The sequence below is a fragment of the Candidatus Limnocylindrales bacterium genome, from assembly GCA_035559535.1.
In the GTDB taxonomy this organism is placed as follows: Bacteria; Moduliflexota; Moduliflexia; order Moduliflexales; family JAUQPW01; genus JAUQPW01.
This window is the reverse complement of sequence record DATMBG010000051.1, coordinates 24,475-40,422: the sequence shown is the minus strand read 5'-3', so window position 1 is coordinate 40,422 and position 15,948 is coordinate 24,475. Positions and strand designations below refer to the sequence as shown.

Annotated in this window: 16 protein-coding genes; 5 read left to right on the top strand and 11 right to left on the bottom strand. The window is 45.0% G+C overall.

The window, feature by feature from the left end:
* The first annotated feature begins 333 nt into the window (after window positions 1-333).
* Together VNM22_18710 and VNM22_18705 are read left to right on the top strand one after the other, a co-directional pair.
* Entirely contained in the window at window positions 334-720 is a 387-nt protein-coding gene (locus VNM22_18710; GenBank protein ID HWP49194.1) for a glycine zipper domain-containing protein, read from the top strand.
* Between the two features lie 51 nt (window positions 721-771).
* On the top strand, window positions 772-1,908 hold the full coding sequence (locus VNM22_18705; protein HWP49193.1) for a site-2 protease family protein: 1,137 nt from the start codon (window positions 772-774) through the stop codon (window positions 1,906-1,908).
* A 55-nt stretch (window positions 1,909-1,963) separates the two neighbouring features.
* On the opposite strand, the gene VNM22_18700 is transcribed toward VNM22_18705, so the two are convergent.
* Window positions 1,964-2,788, bottom strand: coding sequence for a DUF1989 domain-containing protein (locus VNM22_18700; protein ID HWP49192.1), 825 nt, complete (start codon window positions 2,786-2,788; stop codon window positions 1,964-1,966).
* Window positions 2,789-3,166: 378 nt separating this feature from the next.
* On the opposite strand from VNM22_18700, the gene VNM22_18695 reads away from it, so the two are divergent.
* Window positions 3,167-3,439 carry a hypothetical protein gene (locus VNM22_18695; protein HWP49191.1) on the top strand — a complete coding sequence of 91 codons (273 nt, stop codon included), beginning with the start codon at window positions 3,167-3,169 and terminating at the stop codon, window positions 3,437-3,439.
* Here VNM22_18695 and VNM22_18690 read toward each other — a convergent pair.
* From VNM22_18690 to VNM22_18670, 5 genes are all read right to left on the bottom strand, one after another.
* Window positions 3,433-6,201 (bottom strand): 7TM diverse intracellular signaling domain-containing protein, encoded by a 2,769-nt coding sequence (locus VNM22_18690; GenBank protein HWP49190.1) that lies wholly within the window; start codon window positions 6,199-6,201, stop codon window positions 3,433-3,435. The two genes, VNM22_18695 and VNM22_18690, sit on opposite strands and share 7 nt — an antisense overlap.
* A gap of 194 nt (window positions 6,202-6,395) precedes the next feature.
* Window positions 6,396-7,079 (bottom strand): tetratricopeptide repeat protein, encoded by a 684-nt coding sequence (locus VNM22_18685; GenBank protein HWP49189.1) that lies wholly within the window; start codon window positions 7,077-7,079, stop codon window positions 6,396-6,398.
* 5 nt (window positions 7,080-7,084) lie between these two features.
* Window positions 7,085-7,633 (bottom strand): C39 family peptidase, encoded by a 549-nt coding sequence (locus VNM22_18680; protein ID HWP49188.1) that lies wholly within the window; start codon window positions 7,631-7,633, stop codon window positions 7,085-7,087.
* A gap of 54 nt (window positions 7,634-7,687) precedes the next feature.
* On the bottom strand, window positions 7,688-8,110 hold the full coding sequence (locus VNM22_18675) for a PA2779 family protein (GenBank protein ID HWP49187.1): 423 nt from the start codon (window positions 8,108-8,110) through the stop codon (window positions 7,688-7,690).
* Window positions 8,111-8,419: 309 nt separating this feature from the next.
* Window positions 8,420-8,863 carry a VOC family protein gene (locus VNM22_18670; protein ID HWP49186.1) on the bottom strand — a complete coding sequence of 148 codons (444 nt, stop codon included), beginning with the start codon at window positions 8,861-8,863 and terminating at the stop codon, window positions 8,420-8,422.
* 451 nt (window positions 8,864-9,314) lie between these two features.
* Between VNM22_18670 and VNM22_18665 the strand changes: the two genes are divergently transcribed.
* Window positions 9,315-10,067 carry an HAD family hydrolase gene (locus tag VNM22_18665; GenBank protein HWP49185.1) on the top strand — a complete coding sequence of 251 codons (753 nt, stop codon included), beginning with the start codon at window positions 9,315-9,317 and terminating at the stop codon, window positions 10,065-10,067.
* An 89-nt stretch (window positions 10,068-10,156) separates the two neighbouring features.
* Here the strand turns inward: VNM22_18665 and VNM22_18660 are convergent, their stop codons facing one another.
* Together VNM22_18660 and VNM22_18655 are read right to left on the bottom strand one after the other, a co-directional pair.
* Window positions 10,157-11,497: a nicotinate phosphoribosyltransferase gene (locus VNM22_18660; GenBank protein HWP49184.1), complete on the bottom strand. Its 1,341-nt coding sequence runs from the start codon at window positions 11,495-11,497 to the stop codon at window positions 10,157-10,159.
* Window positions 11,498-11,677: 180 nt separating this feature from the next.
* A complete protein-coding gene (locus tag VNM22_18655; GenBank protein ID HWP49183.1) occupies window positions 11,678-12,628 on the bottom strand; it encodes a M28 family peptidase in 951 nt (316 codons plus the stop codon).
* Between the two features lie 121 nt (window positions 12,629-12,749).
* On the opposite strand from VNM22_18655, the gene VNM22_18650 reads away from it, so the two are divergent.
* Window positions 12,750-13,994 (top strand): DUF790 family protein, encoded by a 1,245-nt coding sequence (locus VNM22_18650; protein HWP49182.1) that lies wholly within the window; start codon window positions 12,750-12,752, stop codon window positions 13,992-13,994.
* Here VNM22_18650 and nfi read toward each other — a convergent pair.
* The 3 genes from nfi to VNM22_18635 form a co-directional block, all read right to left on the bottom strand.
* Window positions 13,991-14,719 carry a deoxyribonuclease V gene (gene nfi / locus VNM22_18645; GenBank protein HWP49181.1) on the bottom strand — a complete coding sequence of 243 codons (729 nt, stop codon included), beginning with the start codon at window positions 14,717-14,719 and terminating at the stop codon, window positions 13,991-13,993. The two genes, VNM22_18650 and nfi, sit on opposite strands and share 4 nt — an antisense overlap.
* Entirely contained in the window at window positions 14,716-15,318 is a 603-nt protein-coding gene (locus VNM22_18640; protein ID HWP49180.1) for an NUDIX hydrolase, read from the bottom strand. The genes nfi and VNM22_18640 overlap by 4 nt, the downstream gene beginning before the upstream one ends.
* Before the next feature lie 211 nt (window positions 15,319-15,529).
* The gene (locus VNM22_18635; GenBank protein HWP49179.1) at window positions 15,530-15,943 is read right to left on the bottom strand and encodes a hypothetical protein; all 414 of its coding nucleotides are present in this window, start codon (window positions 15,941-15,943) and stop codon (window positions 15,530-15,532) included.
* Window positions 15,944-15,948: the final 5 nt, after the last annotated feature.

Here is a 15,948-nt window from a genome sequence, read left to right as displayed (position 1 = left end):
TGCTTCTTTATAGAAAGGTAGGATAATTTCACAATTAATGGGTAAAGGATCTCAAACATTCATTTAATGATCTCTTTATTGCCAACTAAGACTTTTGTACTATATACTATTGGTAGATTCTTCTAGAGATACTATTGGTAGATTCTTCTAGAGGTCGGGTAGTAATTCTTTAAATTGGAGGGAAGGATGGAAAAAGCAGATTACTTTATTACTATCCTGGCTCAGCGTGACAGATAAATCCTATCAATGGGATAGGAGAAGCCTGAGAAGGAATAAAGAGCATAAACTGGAACCGCAGGGCCTCTCCTTCTTTGGTACACAGGAGGCAACACGATGAGAAGATCCAATTTAATTTTGTTAATTATGGGTGTTTTACTCTGGGTGGTGGGTTGTGCTGGATACCGTACCCAAACTGGAGCCGCCATAGGTGCTGGAGCTGGAGCCTTAGCCGGTCAAGCCATTGGACATACTACTGAGAGCACCTTAATCGGTACGGCGTTAGGTGGATTAACCGGGGCTGTAATAGGAAATGCCATGGATACCTATGATGCTCAAAGATACGGCTATCGTTACAGTCCCCCGCCGGCCGGTCCTGATCTGGGTTATTCTGCTTATACTCCAGGCTACGGTCGTTGGGTAACCATTCCCGGGCAGTGGGTCAATGGGCAATGGGTTCCAGAGCATCAAGTATGGGTACCCGCAGGGAATCCCGGACGGTAAAGCTAAAACTCCCTTCCTCTCGGAAGGGAGTTTTAGCTTTTTTTAAAGATTATGGAAAAAGAAAACAGAGGTGGATTAAAACTTTTTAAAATAGCCGGAATTCAGATCACTCTGGATTATTCCTGGCTTATTATTTTTGTATTGGTTTTGTGGAGTCTTTCCTCGGGCTACTTCCCCCATCATTATCCGGGTCAGGATATACTAACCTATTGGATTGCCGGATTTATTGCTGCGATTCTCTTCTTTTTTTCGATTCTGGCCCATGAACTTTCCCATTCCCTGGTAGCCATCCGTTCTGGGATTAAGATTCCGGAAATTACCCTCTTTATTTTTGGGGGTGTTTCTCGACTTTCTGAAGAAGCAGAGGATCCTAAAACTGAATTAAAAGTTGCCCTGGCCGGACCTTTGAGTAGTTTTGCTCTGGCCTTACTTTTCCTGGGGATTAAGCTAACCTTGGAGGAAAAGCAGCCCTCCCTGTTCGTGGCTATTTTCGATTACTTGTCCTGGATTAACATAGCCCTTGGTATCTTTAACCTCATTCCCGGGTTTCCACTGGATGGAGGTCGTGTTTTACGGGCTCTGTGGTGGTGGAAGACCGGCTCCCTGAGACAGGCTACCAAAGTGGCTTCAGATATGGGAAAGGGGTTTGCTTTAGCCCTTATGGTTTTGGGGGGGCTTCAAATTTTTACCGGATCTTTGATCGGAGGTTTATGGTTCATTTTTATCGGCATGTTCCTCCGGGGAGTTGCCGAAAGCGGTTATCAGGAAATGATTATGAAACAGTCTCTGGAAGGGGTCCAGGTCCGGGAAGTGATGATTCCAGAAGTCGTCAGTGTGCAACCTAATCTCCCCTTAGATCGCCTGATTAAGGACTATTTCTTCCGATATGGATACCGAGGATTTCCCGTAATTCAGGAAGGAGCTGTACTGGGAGTGGTCTCCCTTTCTAATGTGAAGGATATTCCTGAAACAGAGCAGCAAACCCGAACCGTGGCAGAAGTCATGACACCCCTCAGCGATAAAATTACGATTCCCCCAGAAACTCCTTTGACAGAAGCCTTACAGAAGATGATCCGCGAAGGCATTGGCCGCCTTTTAGTCATACAGTCAAATCAAAAGATGGTCGGCATGATCACGAAAAATGGCCTCCTCCGTTTTCTGGAGATTAAGCGCATTCTGGAAGGATAAAGACTCTTTTTACTTATTAGCTGGCGGTTTACCTTCTGAAGTCCTGACTCGGATTTTACTCCAAACGTATTCCGTGTATCCCCCGGTAGTCCGAAACCGGGGGAGAATTCCAGCCCTTCAACAATTCCGGATCTACCCGATATACTTCTACTTCCACAGGCCGACAAACGGTGAGGGGATCTGCAGCATGGGGCCCCCAAATAGGAACGGACATGTCCCCATGGGGGCAGGTTGAAACGGCACAAAGTAAATCAATTTCGGCAAAAAGCTCAAAGTAATCTCCCTTTTTAGCCGGACAAGGCTTAACAAAATATTGATGACCGTCCCGGGTCAGCCCGGTAACCTGAAAGATGTTAAGTACATCGTGTATATCCCCTTCATGGAGACGATAAGGGATCACGGCCCGCACAAGATTTGAATGACAACAAACATCCAACTCTTCGCCGGTTAACATCTTATGCACATAAGGATCGCAACGTGTTCCCAGCAAATCATGACACCCTGCCCCATCTTCATCAATACCATAATTAATGCTATCGCCGATAACCGTCGCCATAGGGCGCAAATAAGGCAGACACGACCAGAATCGATCAAATACTTTCATGTGGGCACTATGCAGTTGCTTGGTACGCGCTGCCCAGAAACGCTCGCGGGGATTGTGTAAGTTCCAGGCGTTAAAATCCACAACTTGAGGCCCTTCGATGGCCACAATTCGACAGATTTGACCTGCTTCCATGGGCCACGCTTTACCGGAACGGATCGGTACCGTAAATTTATTAACCAGGGTACGCCGTTCAACTTCACTCCCCAGACGACCATAAAAGGTTTGATCCACCTGAAGGGGTGAACCGGATTTAGGTTCATAAAGTGGACCGGGCATAGGACTCTTTAGAAGTGTAAAAAAAGTAACTCATAAATTCCTTAAAATCTGGGAGACTTATCATACAAAAAAAAATAATAAGGTCAAGCAAAAATCTACTACCTCGTTAATTTTTATAGCTTTTACCCCCTCCCGTTCACGATAGGTTCTGATAAGGTTTTTCCTCTTTTTAGCCTGATGCCTATAGGATAACCGATACTCCCGATCCAGGCCACTCTTCCCCCCTCTGGGCTAAACAAAAACTGACAGTATGAATTTTGGGCAGTTTTCTTGATATATTTTAGTATAAAATATCATTGAATATCTTTTATTTTCTATTTAAATTCTAAAATAAGTAAAAATAGAAAAATATATCTAAAAAGCAAACTCACCAAAAAGATGAAAAAGGAGAGTACAAAAATTCAGGAGTTAAAAGCGAAGGTCGGCCTAGCTGACCGGGATAGAGAGATAGAGCAAACAGGCAAACGGAAAGATCTCAAGGAGAAATGGGAAGAAGCAGAATGGAGCTATCAACAAATAAAGGAACCTGGAGCAGGTGCCGTTTGGGAAGATTTTAAGGATATACTGTATTTCGGCATTTGGTTTATCATAGCGGGCTTAGTTGGTGGAATCTGGAAGATAGCGGGAAAGATTAAGGATTCTAACTACTGAAACTCTGGAGTTAACCCAGTATCTCTGGGAAGTATCTTTTTGACTTTTAATACTTCCTTCAAAGCGGCAAGGTCTATAGGTTTTGTAAAATGATAATCAAATCCCGCTTCCTGAGATCGGCGCCGGGTTTCTTCTCCATATCCGGTTAAGGCCACAAGTAAAATTTCCTGTCCCCGGTCTCCTTGCCTGATCTGCTTTGCTACTTCATAACCCTCCATATCCGGAAGACCGATATCCAATATGACCACCTCGGGTTGGTGGTGGATAACCGTTTCCAGTGCCGAAGAGCCAGTTTGAGCAACCTTTACCTCGTGACCCCATTGTTTCAAGAGTTCGCTGAGGGTTTCCAAGGCAGCACTATCATCCTCCACCACGAGGATTTTTCTTCTTTTACCTTGAGTTAGCGGAATTAGACTTTCCAGGGCAGACCCTTCCACTTTAGATGCAAAGCCCAAGTGGGCCGGGAGACGTACTACAAATTCACTTCCCCGACCAACACCTTCGCTATAGGCAGCAACACTCCCTCCATGCAGTTGTACCAGATACTGAACGAGTGTGAGTCCAATTCCCAGGCCTCCCTCGGAACGATCCAGAGAGCGATCAACCTGAACATAAAGATCAAAAATACGCGGTAAGAGTTCGGCCGGGATACCAACTCCTGTATCCCGTACCCGAAGTACGATCTCCTTACCTTCAAGATAGGCTGTTAACCAGATACGTCCCCCGGGATCTGTATATTTTGCCGCGTTGTTTAACAGATTAACAAGGATCTGTTCCATTCGAACAGGATCTGCAATGAGCCATAAAGGTTCTTCGGGCAAGGATACCAGCAAGTGGTGTTTGCGGGACTCGATGGAGAACCGGGCGGTTTCAACAGCTCTGGATATTACTATAGAGAGCTCCAGGAGTTCTTTCCGGAGCGTAATCTTACCCCGGGTGATCCGGGAGATATCTAACAGGTCATCGACCAGCCGGGTTAAAGACCGGGTTTGTCGCACTAAAATATCCAGAGCCCGAGAAAGATACCCAGGATCCTCGCTATGTTGATGAATCAGTTCCAGAGTATTAGAAATAGAAGCCAGGGGATTTCGTAATTCATGGGCCAGCATAGTTAAGAATTCATCCTTACGTCGATCAGCCTCTATTAAGGCTTTAGCTTGTTCCCGAAGCTCATTTTCTAATCGTTTTCGCTCGGTGATATCGTAGAAAGTCATCACACCGGCTATGATTTGTCCATCACGGTCACGGATTGGAGCAGAACTAATCCGCAGAGTACCTAAGGTATTGTCACTCCGAAGAAAGTCAATTTCTTCTCCCATCACCTCTTCACCTCTCTGGATGGACCTTGCTATCGGCCATTCTTCAGGTGTATAGGGTCGGCCATCAGCATGAAAACCTTTGTTCTCGCAGTATTCTCTGATGTTAGAAAATGGGAGAAAAGGATGGCTTAAAATATGCTTCATTTGGTTATTACTAAGGATAAACTTCCCGGAAGGAGCTTCGGCGATGATGATACCGGCCGGGATTTGATTCAGTACTTCCCCCAAGAACCTTTGCTGGGCCGTAAGTTCTTTTCTCAAGGTATTAATTCGATCCGCCAGTGCCAGGGAGAACAATACAACTTCCAAGGCTGAGCCGATTTGAAGACCCCAATCGGTAAGAAAATTATGAGGTAAAATCCCAAAGTTTCCCATTGCGAATACTGAAACTCCAAAAAGTAAAGCAGACCAGGCCATAACATAATAATAAGCCTGGCGACATCCCCGCATCAGGCAGATAAAGCCGGTTATCCATACAAATACCGAAGAGGCAGCCAATAGATTAGCCAGTCGAACGGCAAACTGTATAAAAGGGGAAGATAAGATTCCTACCCCGGCCAGGATCAATAAAACACGTAGAATTTTATCGAAACCGGGTGTTAAGTCCGGTGTATTCAGAAAAGACCGACTAAACTGTAACCCCCATACATAGGTCAGACAAAAGAAAAATGGAAGGCTTATATTGGCCCATGAGGGTTTATGGGGCCAGAGATACTGGAATGCTAAACCATTAAGTATAAATAAAGCTAACAGCCAGCTCGTATTAAACAGTACGTAATACAGATAGCTTTTGTCCCTCACAGAGGTAAAAATAAGGAGATTATAGACCAACATAACCAGTATGGCTCCATAGTATATTCCCAATAAGATCTGTTCCTGAGCCATCTTCTCGGCTAAAGGTATAGAGGACCACATCTTGAGGGGGAGATTCATGACCCCTTCGGTTTCAAACCGAATATAGTAAGTATGGGGACCCCCAGGACTCTCTTGAAGTCTGAAAACGAAGTTTCTATAATTAACCTCTCTGGTATCGAAAGGGAGATGATCGCCGGTTCTTTTCAGGCGGTACTGACCATCGGGTTGGGGAATATATAAGTCGATATCATCCAAGAGAGGATAAGCAACCTCAAGAAACCAGGGTACTTCTTTATCCAGTGGATTGATGACCGTGAAGCGGATCCAGTAAACCGATGAAGTAAATCCAAAGGCCGGGAATTCTTCTTGAGAAGGTGAGAATAAAGCGGAGATTTTATCTGAATGGATATCTTCCAAGGTCCATACCTTTGTTTTATCTTCTAAGATGTCGCTGTGGGTTCCCAGGGAATATCCGTTCAATTGTCCTTCGAGTATAATAGGCTCTGCAGCCATCAGGTCGGATATCCCTGTCAAAACCAACAGGAATCCTATGAAAATTTTTATAAGCGGTAAAGATTTTTTTAACACGAAAATACCCTAACAGGATATACAACCATGGTCTATGGGAAAACAAATAATCTAAGAAAAGCTGCCCTGGCAAATGGGTCTGTGAATAATTCTTCACTAGTCTTGTCGATTACTATATTTAAAATCTTATAGGATGTCAAAAAAAATTGACCTGAAATTGAGAATTGTTTCTGAAATGTATGACAGGTTTGGAGCTAATCGGTAACTTGCAAGAACCTGAGCTGTTCCCTGGCTTTTTCAGCCCACCCACTTCCAGGTTCAGATTCAATGGATCGCCTGAAACACTGTATAGCTTTGTCTTTCTCTTGTTGGGAGAGGTAAATCATACCCAGGTGGAAATACTGCTGGCTCCGTAAAGTAGATTGCTCAGGGGAGGTGGATTGAATTGCTTCTGTAATCAGTGCCAGAGCTTTATTCGAGTTCCCGTTATAATAGTGGATCATTCCCAGGGTATCCAGACAGTAAGACCGGTACTCAGAAGTCATATCGGTACAATTCTCAACGAGAGTTAAGGCAGTTTCCAAGTTTTTCTTCTGTTCCACATATATCCAGGCCAGATTATTTCTTGCGATCCAGGAAGATCGATCGATACGTAATGCTTGTCGGTAAGCTTTTTCTGCCTTAGGATAATCTTTCATTCTGCTATAAACGTTTCCAAGGTTAATCCAGGCGGTAAGATAATTTTTTTGAATCTCAAGGGCCTTTTTATAGGCTTTGATGGCAAGTTCATACTGTGCCTGGTTTTCGTAAGTAACTCCCAGATCGTTATATTCTCCCGGCGTGAGAAGGGGTTTCTGAGGTCTGTACTTTAGGACCCCACACCCTTGAGAAACAAAAAAAATACAGCTCCAGATGAGGACCCAAGGATATTTTCGCATAATTTCTATTTCTGGGGGATTATGAAAATGGTTAATCTATCCATGTTATTCCACAGTGAAAAAAACCTCTTGTAGGGAATGGTTACATTGGCTGACTTTCCATCATGGACAATTATTTGCCGTTTACGATTATTGTAACCAGTTACAACTATATAATGACCCAGGGCATCTCTCTGATATCCTCCCACCACCACAAGGGGGTATCCGGAGAGTATTTTATCTTTTAAATCTTGAAAACTTCCCGAATAGAGCTCCACATGGAATCCCCGGGTTTTTGCATAATGGGCAAGATCAAAGGAAAGCGTACCTCCTATGGACGGTAAGTAGGTAGCTTCCGCAATCTGACGTTGATCCACCTTATCTTTCCAGTAATTTAACACGCTGGTCAACGCGGCAGGTCCACAATAACCCTCCTTTTCTTGAGGAACAAAGGGTACGTCGAGATGATAAGCTTCAACAGAATTATAAAAGGAAAAAAGCGTATCCGGGAGTTTGGAATTACAAGAGTTCAACAACCCCACAACGAGAAAAGGGAAAAGATATCTTCTCACCATGAGCTTCCCTTATCAACTGGGTTAAGCCGCCTTAAAATCAGAACTATCGTAGTATTATTTAGCCAGGGCAAGGATAAGAATAATGAAGACGGCTGCGATTAAAAGATAAAGGAGAGCTTTATCACTTATGGTAATGGCAGAATTCTTTGTAAAGTCTTGTTTGCCTCCCGCAACAAGTTTGTCAATCTGTATAGCCAGGGTGTGGATCTGCTCTTTATTTAATTTACCCAGTTTCTCTTTAGCTTGAGCTTCATCAAGCCCTAAGGCCTTTAATTTCTCAAGTACCATCTTATTTTCCAGAAACTGGCGAATGGTTTCCAGGTCATTTTTATCCGGAGATACAGGAGTTGTACTTGACAGGTTTGAGGGGATGGGCGCAGCGGAAGATGGAAGAGAAAGGATAAGAATGAAGCCGATAAGCATTGAAATCATTCCGAGTTTTTGAATCATCGCATACCGGATAACCTCAAATTTCATAATTCCACTCCTCTCATAAGGATAAAGCAGACCAGGCATTCCCATGGAATGTCTAAATCTACAGCGATATTTTCCCAGAATACCCTACCTCCCTTTAGTTTAGAAGGCAAGGGAGAATTACCTTCGCTTTTAATTTATAAACTTCATTTAAAATGTCAATTATAAGCTCTAAAATCTTGTTTATTTTCAAGGGTTGCAATTTTCCTTACTGACTTCTGTGAGGGAAATATAATTTACAAACCGAAAATTTATCTTGCCCCGGCTCATCCAGGCCTTTATAGGTCAAAGTGTGGGACTTGGTGGGATGTATTATAATTTAAGTGGTTTTATTTCGGCCAGGATGGCCTGGGGATTCTCGCGCCAGATCTCAGGCTGTACATCGATATAAAGTTCAATCTCGTTCCCATCCGGGTCTTCGATATAAAGGCTATGGGTGACCGTGTGATCGCTTGCACCGATAATAGAGACACCGGCTGCTTTGAGTTCTTTTAAAGCACTTCTCAAATCCTCATCGTTATTGCCAATTTTTAAACCAAAATGATACATACCTAAACGGCGTCCTGAAGGAATGGGAGTTGCATTTGCTCCTACCTCAATAAGGAGAAGCTCATGATGGGTCCGTCCAGATGAAAATACGGCCATATTTCCCCGGGAAGCGATTTCTCTGAAGCCAAGGATATCTCGATAAAAATGCCGGGATCGCTCCAGGTTACTTACGTAAAGAACCACATGTCCAAGCTCTTGAATTTTCATAATTTCTAAAACCTCCTTTTAAATTAAGCTTTATTCTACTTCACACCCTCATGGGTTAATTTTAAGGTTAAAAACGGTTCTTTTCCATCCTTTATTTTTCTTCCACCTCGGGTTTTATTGAAACTTTATCCTACCAGATCGTTTCTGTTAATTGGTTTACTTAGTTTTGCTTAACTTTTAAGCGACCCTCACCCCCATCCCCCCCCTAGCCCCCCAGTTCCCCCTCTCCGTAGGGGCGGGAGGCCTCCCGCCCCTACACAGGAGAGGGGGACAGGGGGTGAGGGCTACTTAAAAGTCAAGTAAAACTAAATAAACAAGGTACTACCTTTGTTATACTTTTAGTAATTTTGTAGGAACCGGAAATTTCTTTGGCAGGGGACTCACCCTTTAGGGTAGATTTTATAACTGATATTCCATTATAAAACCCAAGAGAAAGACAAGGAGGAACCTTATGCATCAACCAGTTTCAGATAGCTCCGGGCAACACCCGGGAATGGAAAACCAAACCAACGAAGCAACAACCCTGAGAGGTAAAATGGCTTTTTTATTCGACCTAGATGGGACTTTGGTAGATAGTGTTTATCAGCATGTTTTGGCATGGCGGGAAGCCTTGGAGGAAGCCGGTATCGAACTATCTGTGTGGCGTATCCATCGTCGGATTGGAATGAGCGGAGGGTTGTTGTTGAATGCGCTTCTACGGGAAACCGGTCGTCAGGTGACTGCGGAAGAAGCGGCACGACTCCAGCAGTTACACGCAAAAGCCTATGCTCAAAAAATAAAACAGGTTCGTCCGCTTCCCGGTGCCAGAAAGCTCTTAAGCTATCTCTCACAAATTGGAGTACCGTGGGCTATTGCGACCAGTGGGCGGTGGGAGAGCGCAGGCCCTACACTGGAAATTCTTGGAATAGGTCCTGAAGTACCCGTCATCACCCGGGACCTGGTTCAGCATGCCAAGCCGGATCCGGACTTATTTTTGGCTGCTGCCGAACGTCTGGGAGTATCCCTAAGTGACTCGATTGTAGTAGGGGATAGTGTCTGGGACCTCCTGGCCGCTCGCCGTGCCAGGGCTTTGGGGGTTGGCTTACTTTCAGGAGGTTACGGTCAGGAGGAACTGGAACGTGCAGGGGCTTATCGGGTTTATCAAGATCCTGCGGACCTGTTGCGCCACCTGGATGAGGTTGGAATCCGGTCATCCTGGTTTTAGAAGGTGAGGACAGTCTCAGGAAGCTGTCCTTATAATTTAGGTATTAATGGGAAAAATACTACGAGCATTTGATTCTTAAAATTTGGTTCTCACCTATAACGTACATCTACGGCTTGAGCCAGATCGAGCAGGGCCTGGGATATTTTCACGGGGTAAGGAGGTTCTTCCTGGAGTTTTTGCAAATGTTCAGGCAGGCGGGCCAACTCTTCTGCAACCCGCTTACGTAAATCTGAAAGTGGTTCCGGAGGGGCCAGACGTCGACCGGCTTTCATGAAGGGTTGAACGAGGGCTTTTCCATTCTCCTGGGTGTCCTCTTCAAGTGTTACGACGTCATAGGCCATGCGACCGTCCGGTCCGTAATAACGATAAACCTGCTTACGCCCCGGCCAAGTAGCCTTACCTTCAGAGCGCTTACGTCGTGCACGTCCGGCGTATTCCTGGAGTTTATAGGCGCAATCCAGATAAGGAACATCAGAGGAAGTATCTAAACGACTACCAATGCCAAAGCCATCAATAGGAGCGTTGGTAGCTATCAAATCCCGCAATACATATTCATCCAAACTGCCACTGGCAAAGATTCGAACCTCCTTGAGCCCCCCTTCATCCAGAATACGACGTACCTTTCGAGCGTGGTCGGCCAGATCTCCACTATCCAGGCGGACCGATTTGATGGTAATACCTTCTTTCTTTAAGCGTGGGGCCAGAGCTACCACTTTTCTGGCGGCTGCTTCAGTATCGTAAGTATCGATTAAGAGAACCACATTATCCGGTTGTGCATGGGCAAAGTTCTCAAAGGCGGCTACTTCATCCTCATGGGCCTGAACAAAGGAATGGGCCATAGTACCGTATATCGGCACCCCAAAAAGAGGAGCGGCTAACACCGTAGCCGAACCGGAAAATCCGGCCAGATAACTGGCCCGCGCTGCCAGTAAACCGGCTTCGGCACCGTGAGCACGGCGCAAACCAAAATCCACCAATAGCTTTCCCGGTGCAACCAGAACCATTCGTGCAGCCTTAGAAGCAATAAGGATCTGGAAGTGAAGCAGGTTAATCAATCGAGACTCTACCAACTGGGCCTGGGGCAAGGGTGCCGTGATCCGTAAGATGGGTTCATCTGAAAAGAAGATAGTCCCCTCCGGCATGGCATGAACATCCCCTGTAAATCTCAATCGTCCCAGATAATCCACAAAATCCTTACTAAAACGGCCACTACCTGCTAGCCACTCCAGTTCTTCGGAAGTAAAATGGAGGTTTTCTAGATAGTTCAGAACTTGCTCCAGACCCGCTGCTATCAGAAAACCTCGTGTAGGGGGCAACTTACGGACAAAGAACTCGAAGACGGCTATCTCTTCCATCCCCCGGTCAAAATACCCCTGAAGCATGGTAAGCTCATAGAGGTCGGTTAAGAGTGCACTCGTTTGTAAATCCATTTACCGGTTAAGTAAGCGGGACCCTACCAAAAAACCGTATCTTGAATTTGGAAATTTCGAACACAGTGGGATTTTCAGTTAGATCTACACAGTTTTTTAGTATGGCCCCAGGAAAGAGGTCTAAGATAAAATGTGTATCTGTTTTGTGAATTCAGGAGCCCAAATAAAGTCCGATAATCTTCACGGCAAGAGTTTCTCAATAACCCTCCATGCGGCTGCATCCACAGCATCTGGATTTTTAGGAATCGGAATGCCTAGAAGTCGACTGAGGGCCTCAGCTTCCACATCTACAAAATCCGGGCGTTGGCGAGTATCTATGATGCTTTCATCCAAGGTTCTGATAAGTCTGACTAGAAATTGAGAAATAGATTTCATTTTAATAAGGTTGAGACGCTCGAAAGTATCTGTTGGACGGTGATAATGGGCCCACCAACCACAAGTAAGAAACAAGAATGGTTTACCTCTGAGACGAAAGGCGTGATAATCGGATTGATCCCCAATACGCACATTGCGGCTCATGTAAATAGATAGACCATCTCCCATATCCGAGCTACGAACAGCCTGAACTAAGCCGGTTGCATATTCGGCTCCCAGTACGAACAAAGCATTTTCGTGGCCCGAAATAGGTACATCATGACCGCAAAGATCCAGAATAACTGCGCACTTAAGTTGGTTAAGAGGAAATGGACATCTTTCTACGAACTGGACACTTCCCATAAAAGGGGTTAAAAAGTAGGGAGGTTCTTCGAGATCAAAAAATACAAAGACCAAATTGGAATAGCCCTTCCATCCGTCTAAAAATTTGGAGGTTTCTAATAGAATTGAAAGGGCCGCCGCGTTATCATCGGCCCCCGGGATACCATACAGGTGGTCGTAGTGAGCACCCACCAGAATCCAGCTTTCTCCACTCCCAAACTTTACCCCAACAATATTTTGGCCGATTTCCCAATGATCCTGAAAAACGGGTTGCACCCAAGAACCTTGAACGGCAGGGGAAAAGCTGAGATTTTTTAGAGCTTCTATCAAATAGACCTTAGCCGTCTCATGACCTTCAGTACCAGGAGATCGACCTTGAAGATGTGGATCACTCAAGAATTTTGCAGTTTCTTCAAGAGGAGGAAATCTTGCCATACACTATATATTGTTAGCACCTGATAGGTTAGAGAAGCAACTTTTTTCTTGCCAAAATAACCGGAAACCTGTATATGCCAATAAAAAGAATGCCTGTTTCTGACTTCTCAATGGTGATTTTATGTTAACGGCAGATTTACTTCGTACATGGAAGAAAGGACCCTATATCGGTCCCAAATATATCCGGTTGGATCAGGAGGAGTACCTCAAGCTGGCTACAGACCTTATCAACCTGATTAACGCCCACAAAGGAAAAACCCGAGGGGAGATTCAAGAAGCCCTTCGACTTCATCTGGCAGATAGTCCTGATTATCTGATTCATCGCGGATTTTCCAAACTTCTCATGGATATGTGCGAGTTTCATGTCGTCGTAGCCGGTGGAGTGGGACCGGCTGCCTTAAGGAAGAAACTTTTTCAACTGGCAGAGGAAAATCGTCCCATCGTCTTAAATCCGGATATTCTCCATCCCGTTACCCGGGAGGATATTATCCGGGGGGTTGCCTCGGAGCTCCAGATCCCACCGGAAGCAGTCCTTTCAGATATGTATGCCGATTTACCTCAGAATCACCTCCTGGCCACCTTCGAACCCCCAACTCCAGAGTGGTTGATCCATCGTTATAACCTGGCTCTGGCTCAGGGAATTCTCTACAATTGCGTACGCATGCGTTTAATTGCCTATCGTAATATTCCGGCTCGATACAAACAACTCTTTAAATTTATCAAATTCTACCAGCTTCTGCATAGTGTTACGGGGGACCTGGACAGTGGCTATGAAATCCTTCTCGATGGGCCCATGAGCTTGTTCCGTCTCTCTAAAAAATATGGAATTCGTATGGCTACTTTTCTGCCGGCTCTTTTACTCTGTACCAAATGGAAGATGGAGGCGGAGATTGTTTCCTCGGATCAAGATAAGCGTTACTTTGTTCTGGATAGTGAAACCCATAAGCTTGAATCCCACTATAAGGATGCAACCCCCTATGACTCCCTCCTGGAAGAGAAATTTGCAGAACGATTTGAAAAACTAAACGGTGATTGGATTCTAGAGCGAGAGACCGAGATCGTAAACCTCAAAGATACCGTTTTCATTCCGGATTTCGCTTTTCGTCATAGGCGAGATGGACGCGTCGGACTCTTGGAAATTGTGGGATTTTGGCGGACAGACTATATTGAACGGAAACTGACCAAACTCCGTAGGGCCGGACTTCAAAATTTAATCATTGCCGTATCCCAGGACCTCAAGGTAAGTGAATCCGCTTTCAAAGAAGTTCCGGGTTCTGTCTTCTTCTTCAAGACAGCCATCGATCCAAAGGAAGTTCTCATCCGATTGGAGCAGGTGGCCTGTAAACCTCAAACTGGCTTCTTTTAACCAAACAAATCCATCTGTGCCCCTCCAGGAGCTTTGGGTGACCGGTTCCCTTCAACCCGAATTTTATTTACCAGGTTATGAGCCTGACGGGTAGGTTCTGGAATGCGATAACCCTGGCAGGACTTTAATACCAGTTCGATGGAAGTGGCCAGATCGATTTTGTGTCCGGCAGAGACAAATACCGGACTGACATTATCCCGGGTTCGAAGAACTGCGCCGATAATCTTACCCCGGTAGGTCAAAGGCGTATAAGAACCGGCCTTGGGGCCCAGATCGGCTTCCCGGTAGTCTCCGAACAACTTGCTTTTGGCACATCCGATACAAGGTTTATCCAGCCACAAGCCCATTTGGGAGGCAATTCCAATCCCACGAGGATGGGCAATACCCTGACCATCAAACATAATGACATCGGGTTCTTGATGGATTTTTTCAAAGGCTTTGAGCAGGATGGGGGCTTCTCGAAAAACCAGTAACCCTGGAATATAAGGAAAGGTAGATCGACCCACTGCCGAGGCTTCTTCTATTATCTGAAGATTCGGTAATTCTAAAACGACCACGGCGGCATACAAAATATCTGAGCCCTTATCATAGGAGACATCGGCTCCGGCAATCCGCCGGTAAATTTCCTGGGTCTTTTGCAGAATAAGCTGATCTCTCAACTGCTTCTGGATTTGGATCGCTTGATTGGGATCGACATCCCAAGGATGTAAGTTTTTATAGTTCATGTCAGAATTCTGAGTTTCGTGAGAAAATATCGGGTTGGCGTGGTTAACTCCAATTGCTGAATTTGCTCGGGCGTATACCAACTGATAAAATCACCTTCATCCTCATCTGTTCGGGGTTCTCCTTCACAAATACAGCGATAAAGATGCCAATGATGGATATCAGAACCTCTACGACAGGTATCTCCCAACACATCCTCCTGATACAGGAGTTTTGCCGTTATAACCCGCAATCCGGTTTCCTCATAAACTTCTCGAATGAGGGCATCTTGGGGATCTGCTTCCTGCCAGTTCCAATGTCCAGCTGGAAGAGTATATTGAAAAGGATATTTTCGGCGATTAAACAGGAGATAACGACCGTTCCGTTCAATAACTCCTCCTACGGAAAAGTGCCGCCATAGCCCTTCGGGGGTAAAGTCATAGCGTAAATCGGGGGTTACCAAAATCTGCCGCCCCCCTTTATAACCGCATAAATTGCAGGTATAAAGTTCTTTCCCGGCCTCTACCACTACCCGAACCTGACAGCTATGGCATTGAAAACATAACTGGTAAGAAGACTCCGGATCTAACCTGGCAAGAAGCTCTTTCAGACTCTCTTTCATAAAAAGGTCATCATAACGTTAATCGTTAACTCCCCCTAGGCTTCAAAGTAAAAACGACCGGTACCTTGCTAAGGCAGCAGGAGCCAAAGTCCAGAGCGAAGTAACCTCCAGACCCCAGAGGACTGCTTTAGGGAGTCTATCCTGAAGTACCCTGGAACTCACAAGGATAACCTTCATAGATCAAAATTAATTTTACAAAATATACGGGTTGTCATTGTTTTACGCTTAATCTGGATAAGTTCCCATATAAAATAATAGGATCCATGGCCTGCATTTCATCGGCATAATTCATGTTAGGGATAGGATAAAGCAGATAAATAGATTTACCCAAAACATGGGCAAAGCCCATCTCTAAAAAAGAATTTCCTCCGATATACCCCTGGATCCCATGAGCGTCATAATTTAAAACCAAGATGGCATCACTTTCTAAAATCTTCCGGTAATAATCCCGGATCAAATCATATTCCCGTTTTCGATTGGCATCTTCATTTTTAGGTAGTCGTTGTTTGGCATGCTCTTCCGTAAACTTGGGAATAACCACCTGATGCCCTTGAGCTTCCAGGATCCTTTGAGCTTCCAGCATTTCTCTGGCGAAAGACATACTTCCACAAATCACGATCTTCATAACCC

What these genes read in the sequence shown, in the direction of transcription:
- VNM22_18710 (HWP49194.1), top strand. Translation starts at nt 334, where the DNA reads ATGAGAAGATCCAATTTAATTTTGTTAATTATGGGTGTTTTACTCTGG.
- VNM22_18705 (HWP49193.1), top strand. Translation starts at nt 772, where the DNA reads ATGGAAAAAGAAAACAGAGGTGGATTAAAACTTTTTAAAATAGCCGGA.
- VNM22_18700 (HWP49192.1), bottom strand. Translation starts at nt 2,788, where the DNA reads ATGCCCGGTCCACTTTATGAACCTAAATCCGGTTCACCCCTTCAGGTG.
- VNM22_18695 (HWP49191.1), top strand. Translation starts at nt 3,167, where the DNA reads ATGAAAAAGGAGAGTACAAAAATTCAGGAGTTAAAAGCGAAGGTCGGC.
- VNM22_18685 (HWP49189.1), bottom strand. Translation starts at nt 7,079, where the DNA reads ATGCGAAAATATCCTTGGGTCCTCATCTGGAGCTGTATTTTTTTTGTT.
- VNM22_18680 (HWP49188.1), bottom strand. Translation starts at nt 7,633, where the DNA reads ATGGTGAGAAGATATCTTTTCCCTTTTCTCGTTGTGGGGTTGTTGAAC.
- VNM22_18675 (HWP49187.1), bottom strand. Translation starts at nt 8,110, where the DNA reads ATGAAATTTGAGGTTATCCGGTATGCGATGATTCAAAAACTCGGAATG.
- VNM22_18670 (HWP49186.1), bottom strand. Translation starts at nt 8,863, where the DNA reads ATGAAAATTCAAGAGCTTGGACATGTGGTTCTTTACGTAAGTAACCTG.
- VNM22_18665 (HWP49185.1), top strand. Translation starts at nt 9,315, where the DNA reads ATGCATCAACCAGTTTCAGATAGCTCCGGGCAACACCCGGGAATGGAA.
- VNM22_18660 (HWP49184.1), bottom strand. Translation starts at nt 11,497, where the DNA reads ATGGATTTACAAACGAGTGCACTCTTAACCGACCTCTATGAGCTTACC.
- VNM22_18655 (HWP49183.1), bottom strand. Translation starts at nt 12,628, where the DNA reads ATGGCAAGATTTCCTCCTCTTGAAGAAACTGCAAAATTCTTGAGTGAT.
- VNM22_18650 (HWP49182.1), top strand. Translation starts at nt 12,750, where the DNA reads ATGTTAACGGCAGATTTACTTCGTACATGGAAGAAAGGACCCTATATC.
- nfi (HWP49181.1), bottom strand. Translation starts at nt 14,719, where the DNA reads ATGAACTATAAAAACTTACATCCTTGGGATGTCGATCCCAATCAAGCG.
- VNM22_18640 (HWP49180.1), bottom strand. Translation starts at nt 15,318, where the DNA reads ATGAAAGAGAGTCTGAAAGAGCTTCTTGCCAGGTTAGATCCGGAGTCT.
- VNM22_18635 (HWP49179.1), bottom strand. Translation starts at nt 15,943, where the DNA reads ATGAAGATCGTGATTTGTGGAAGTATGTCTTTCGCCAGAGAAATGCTG.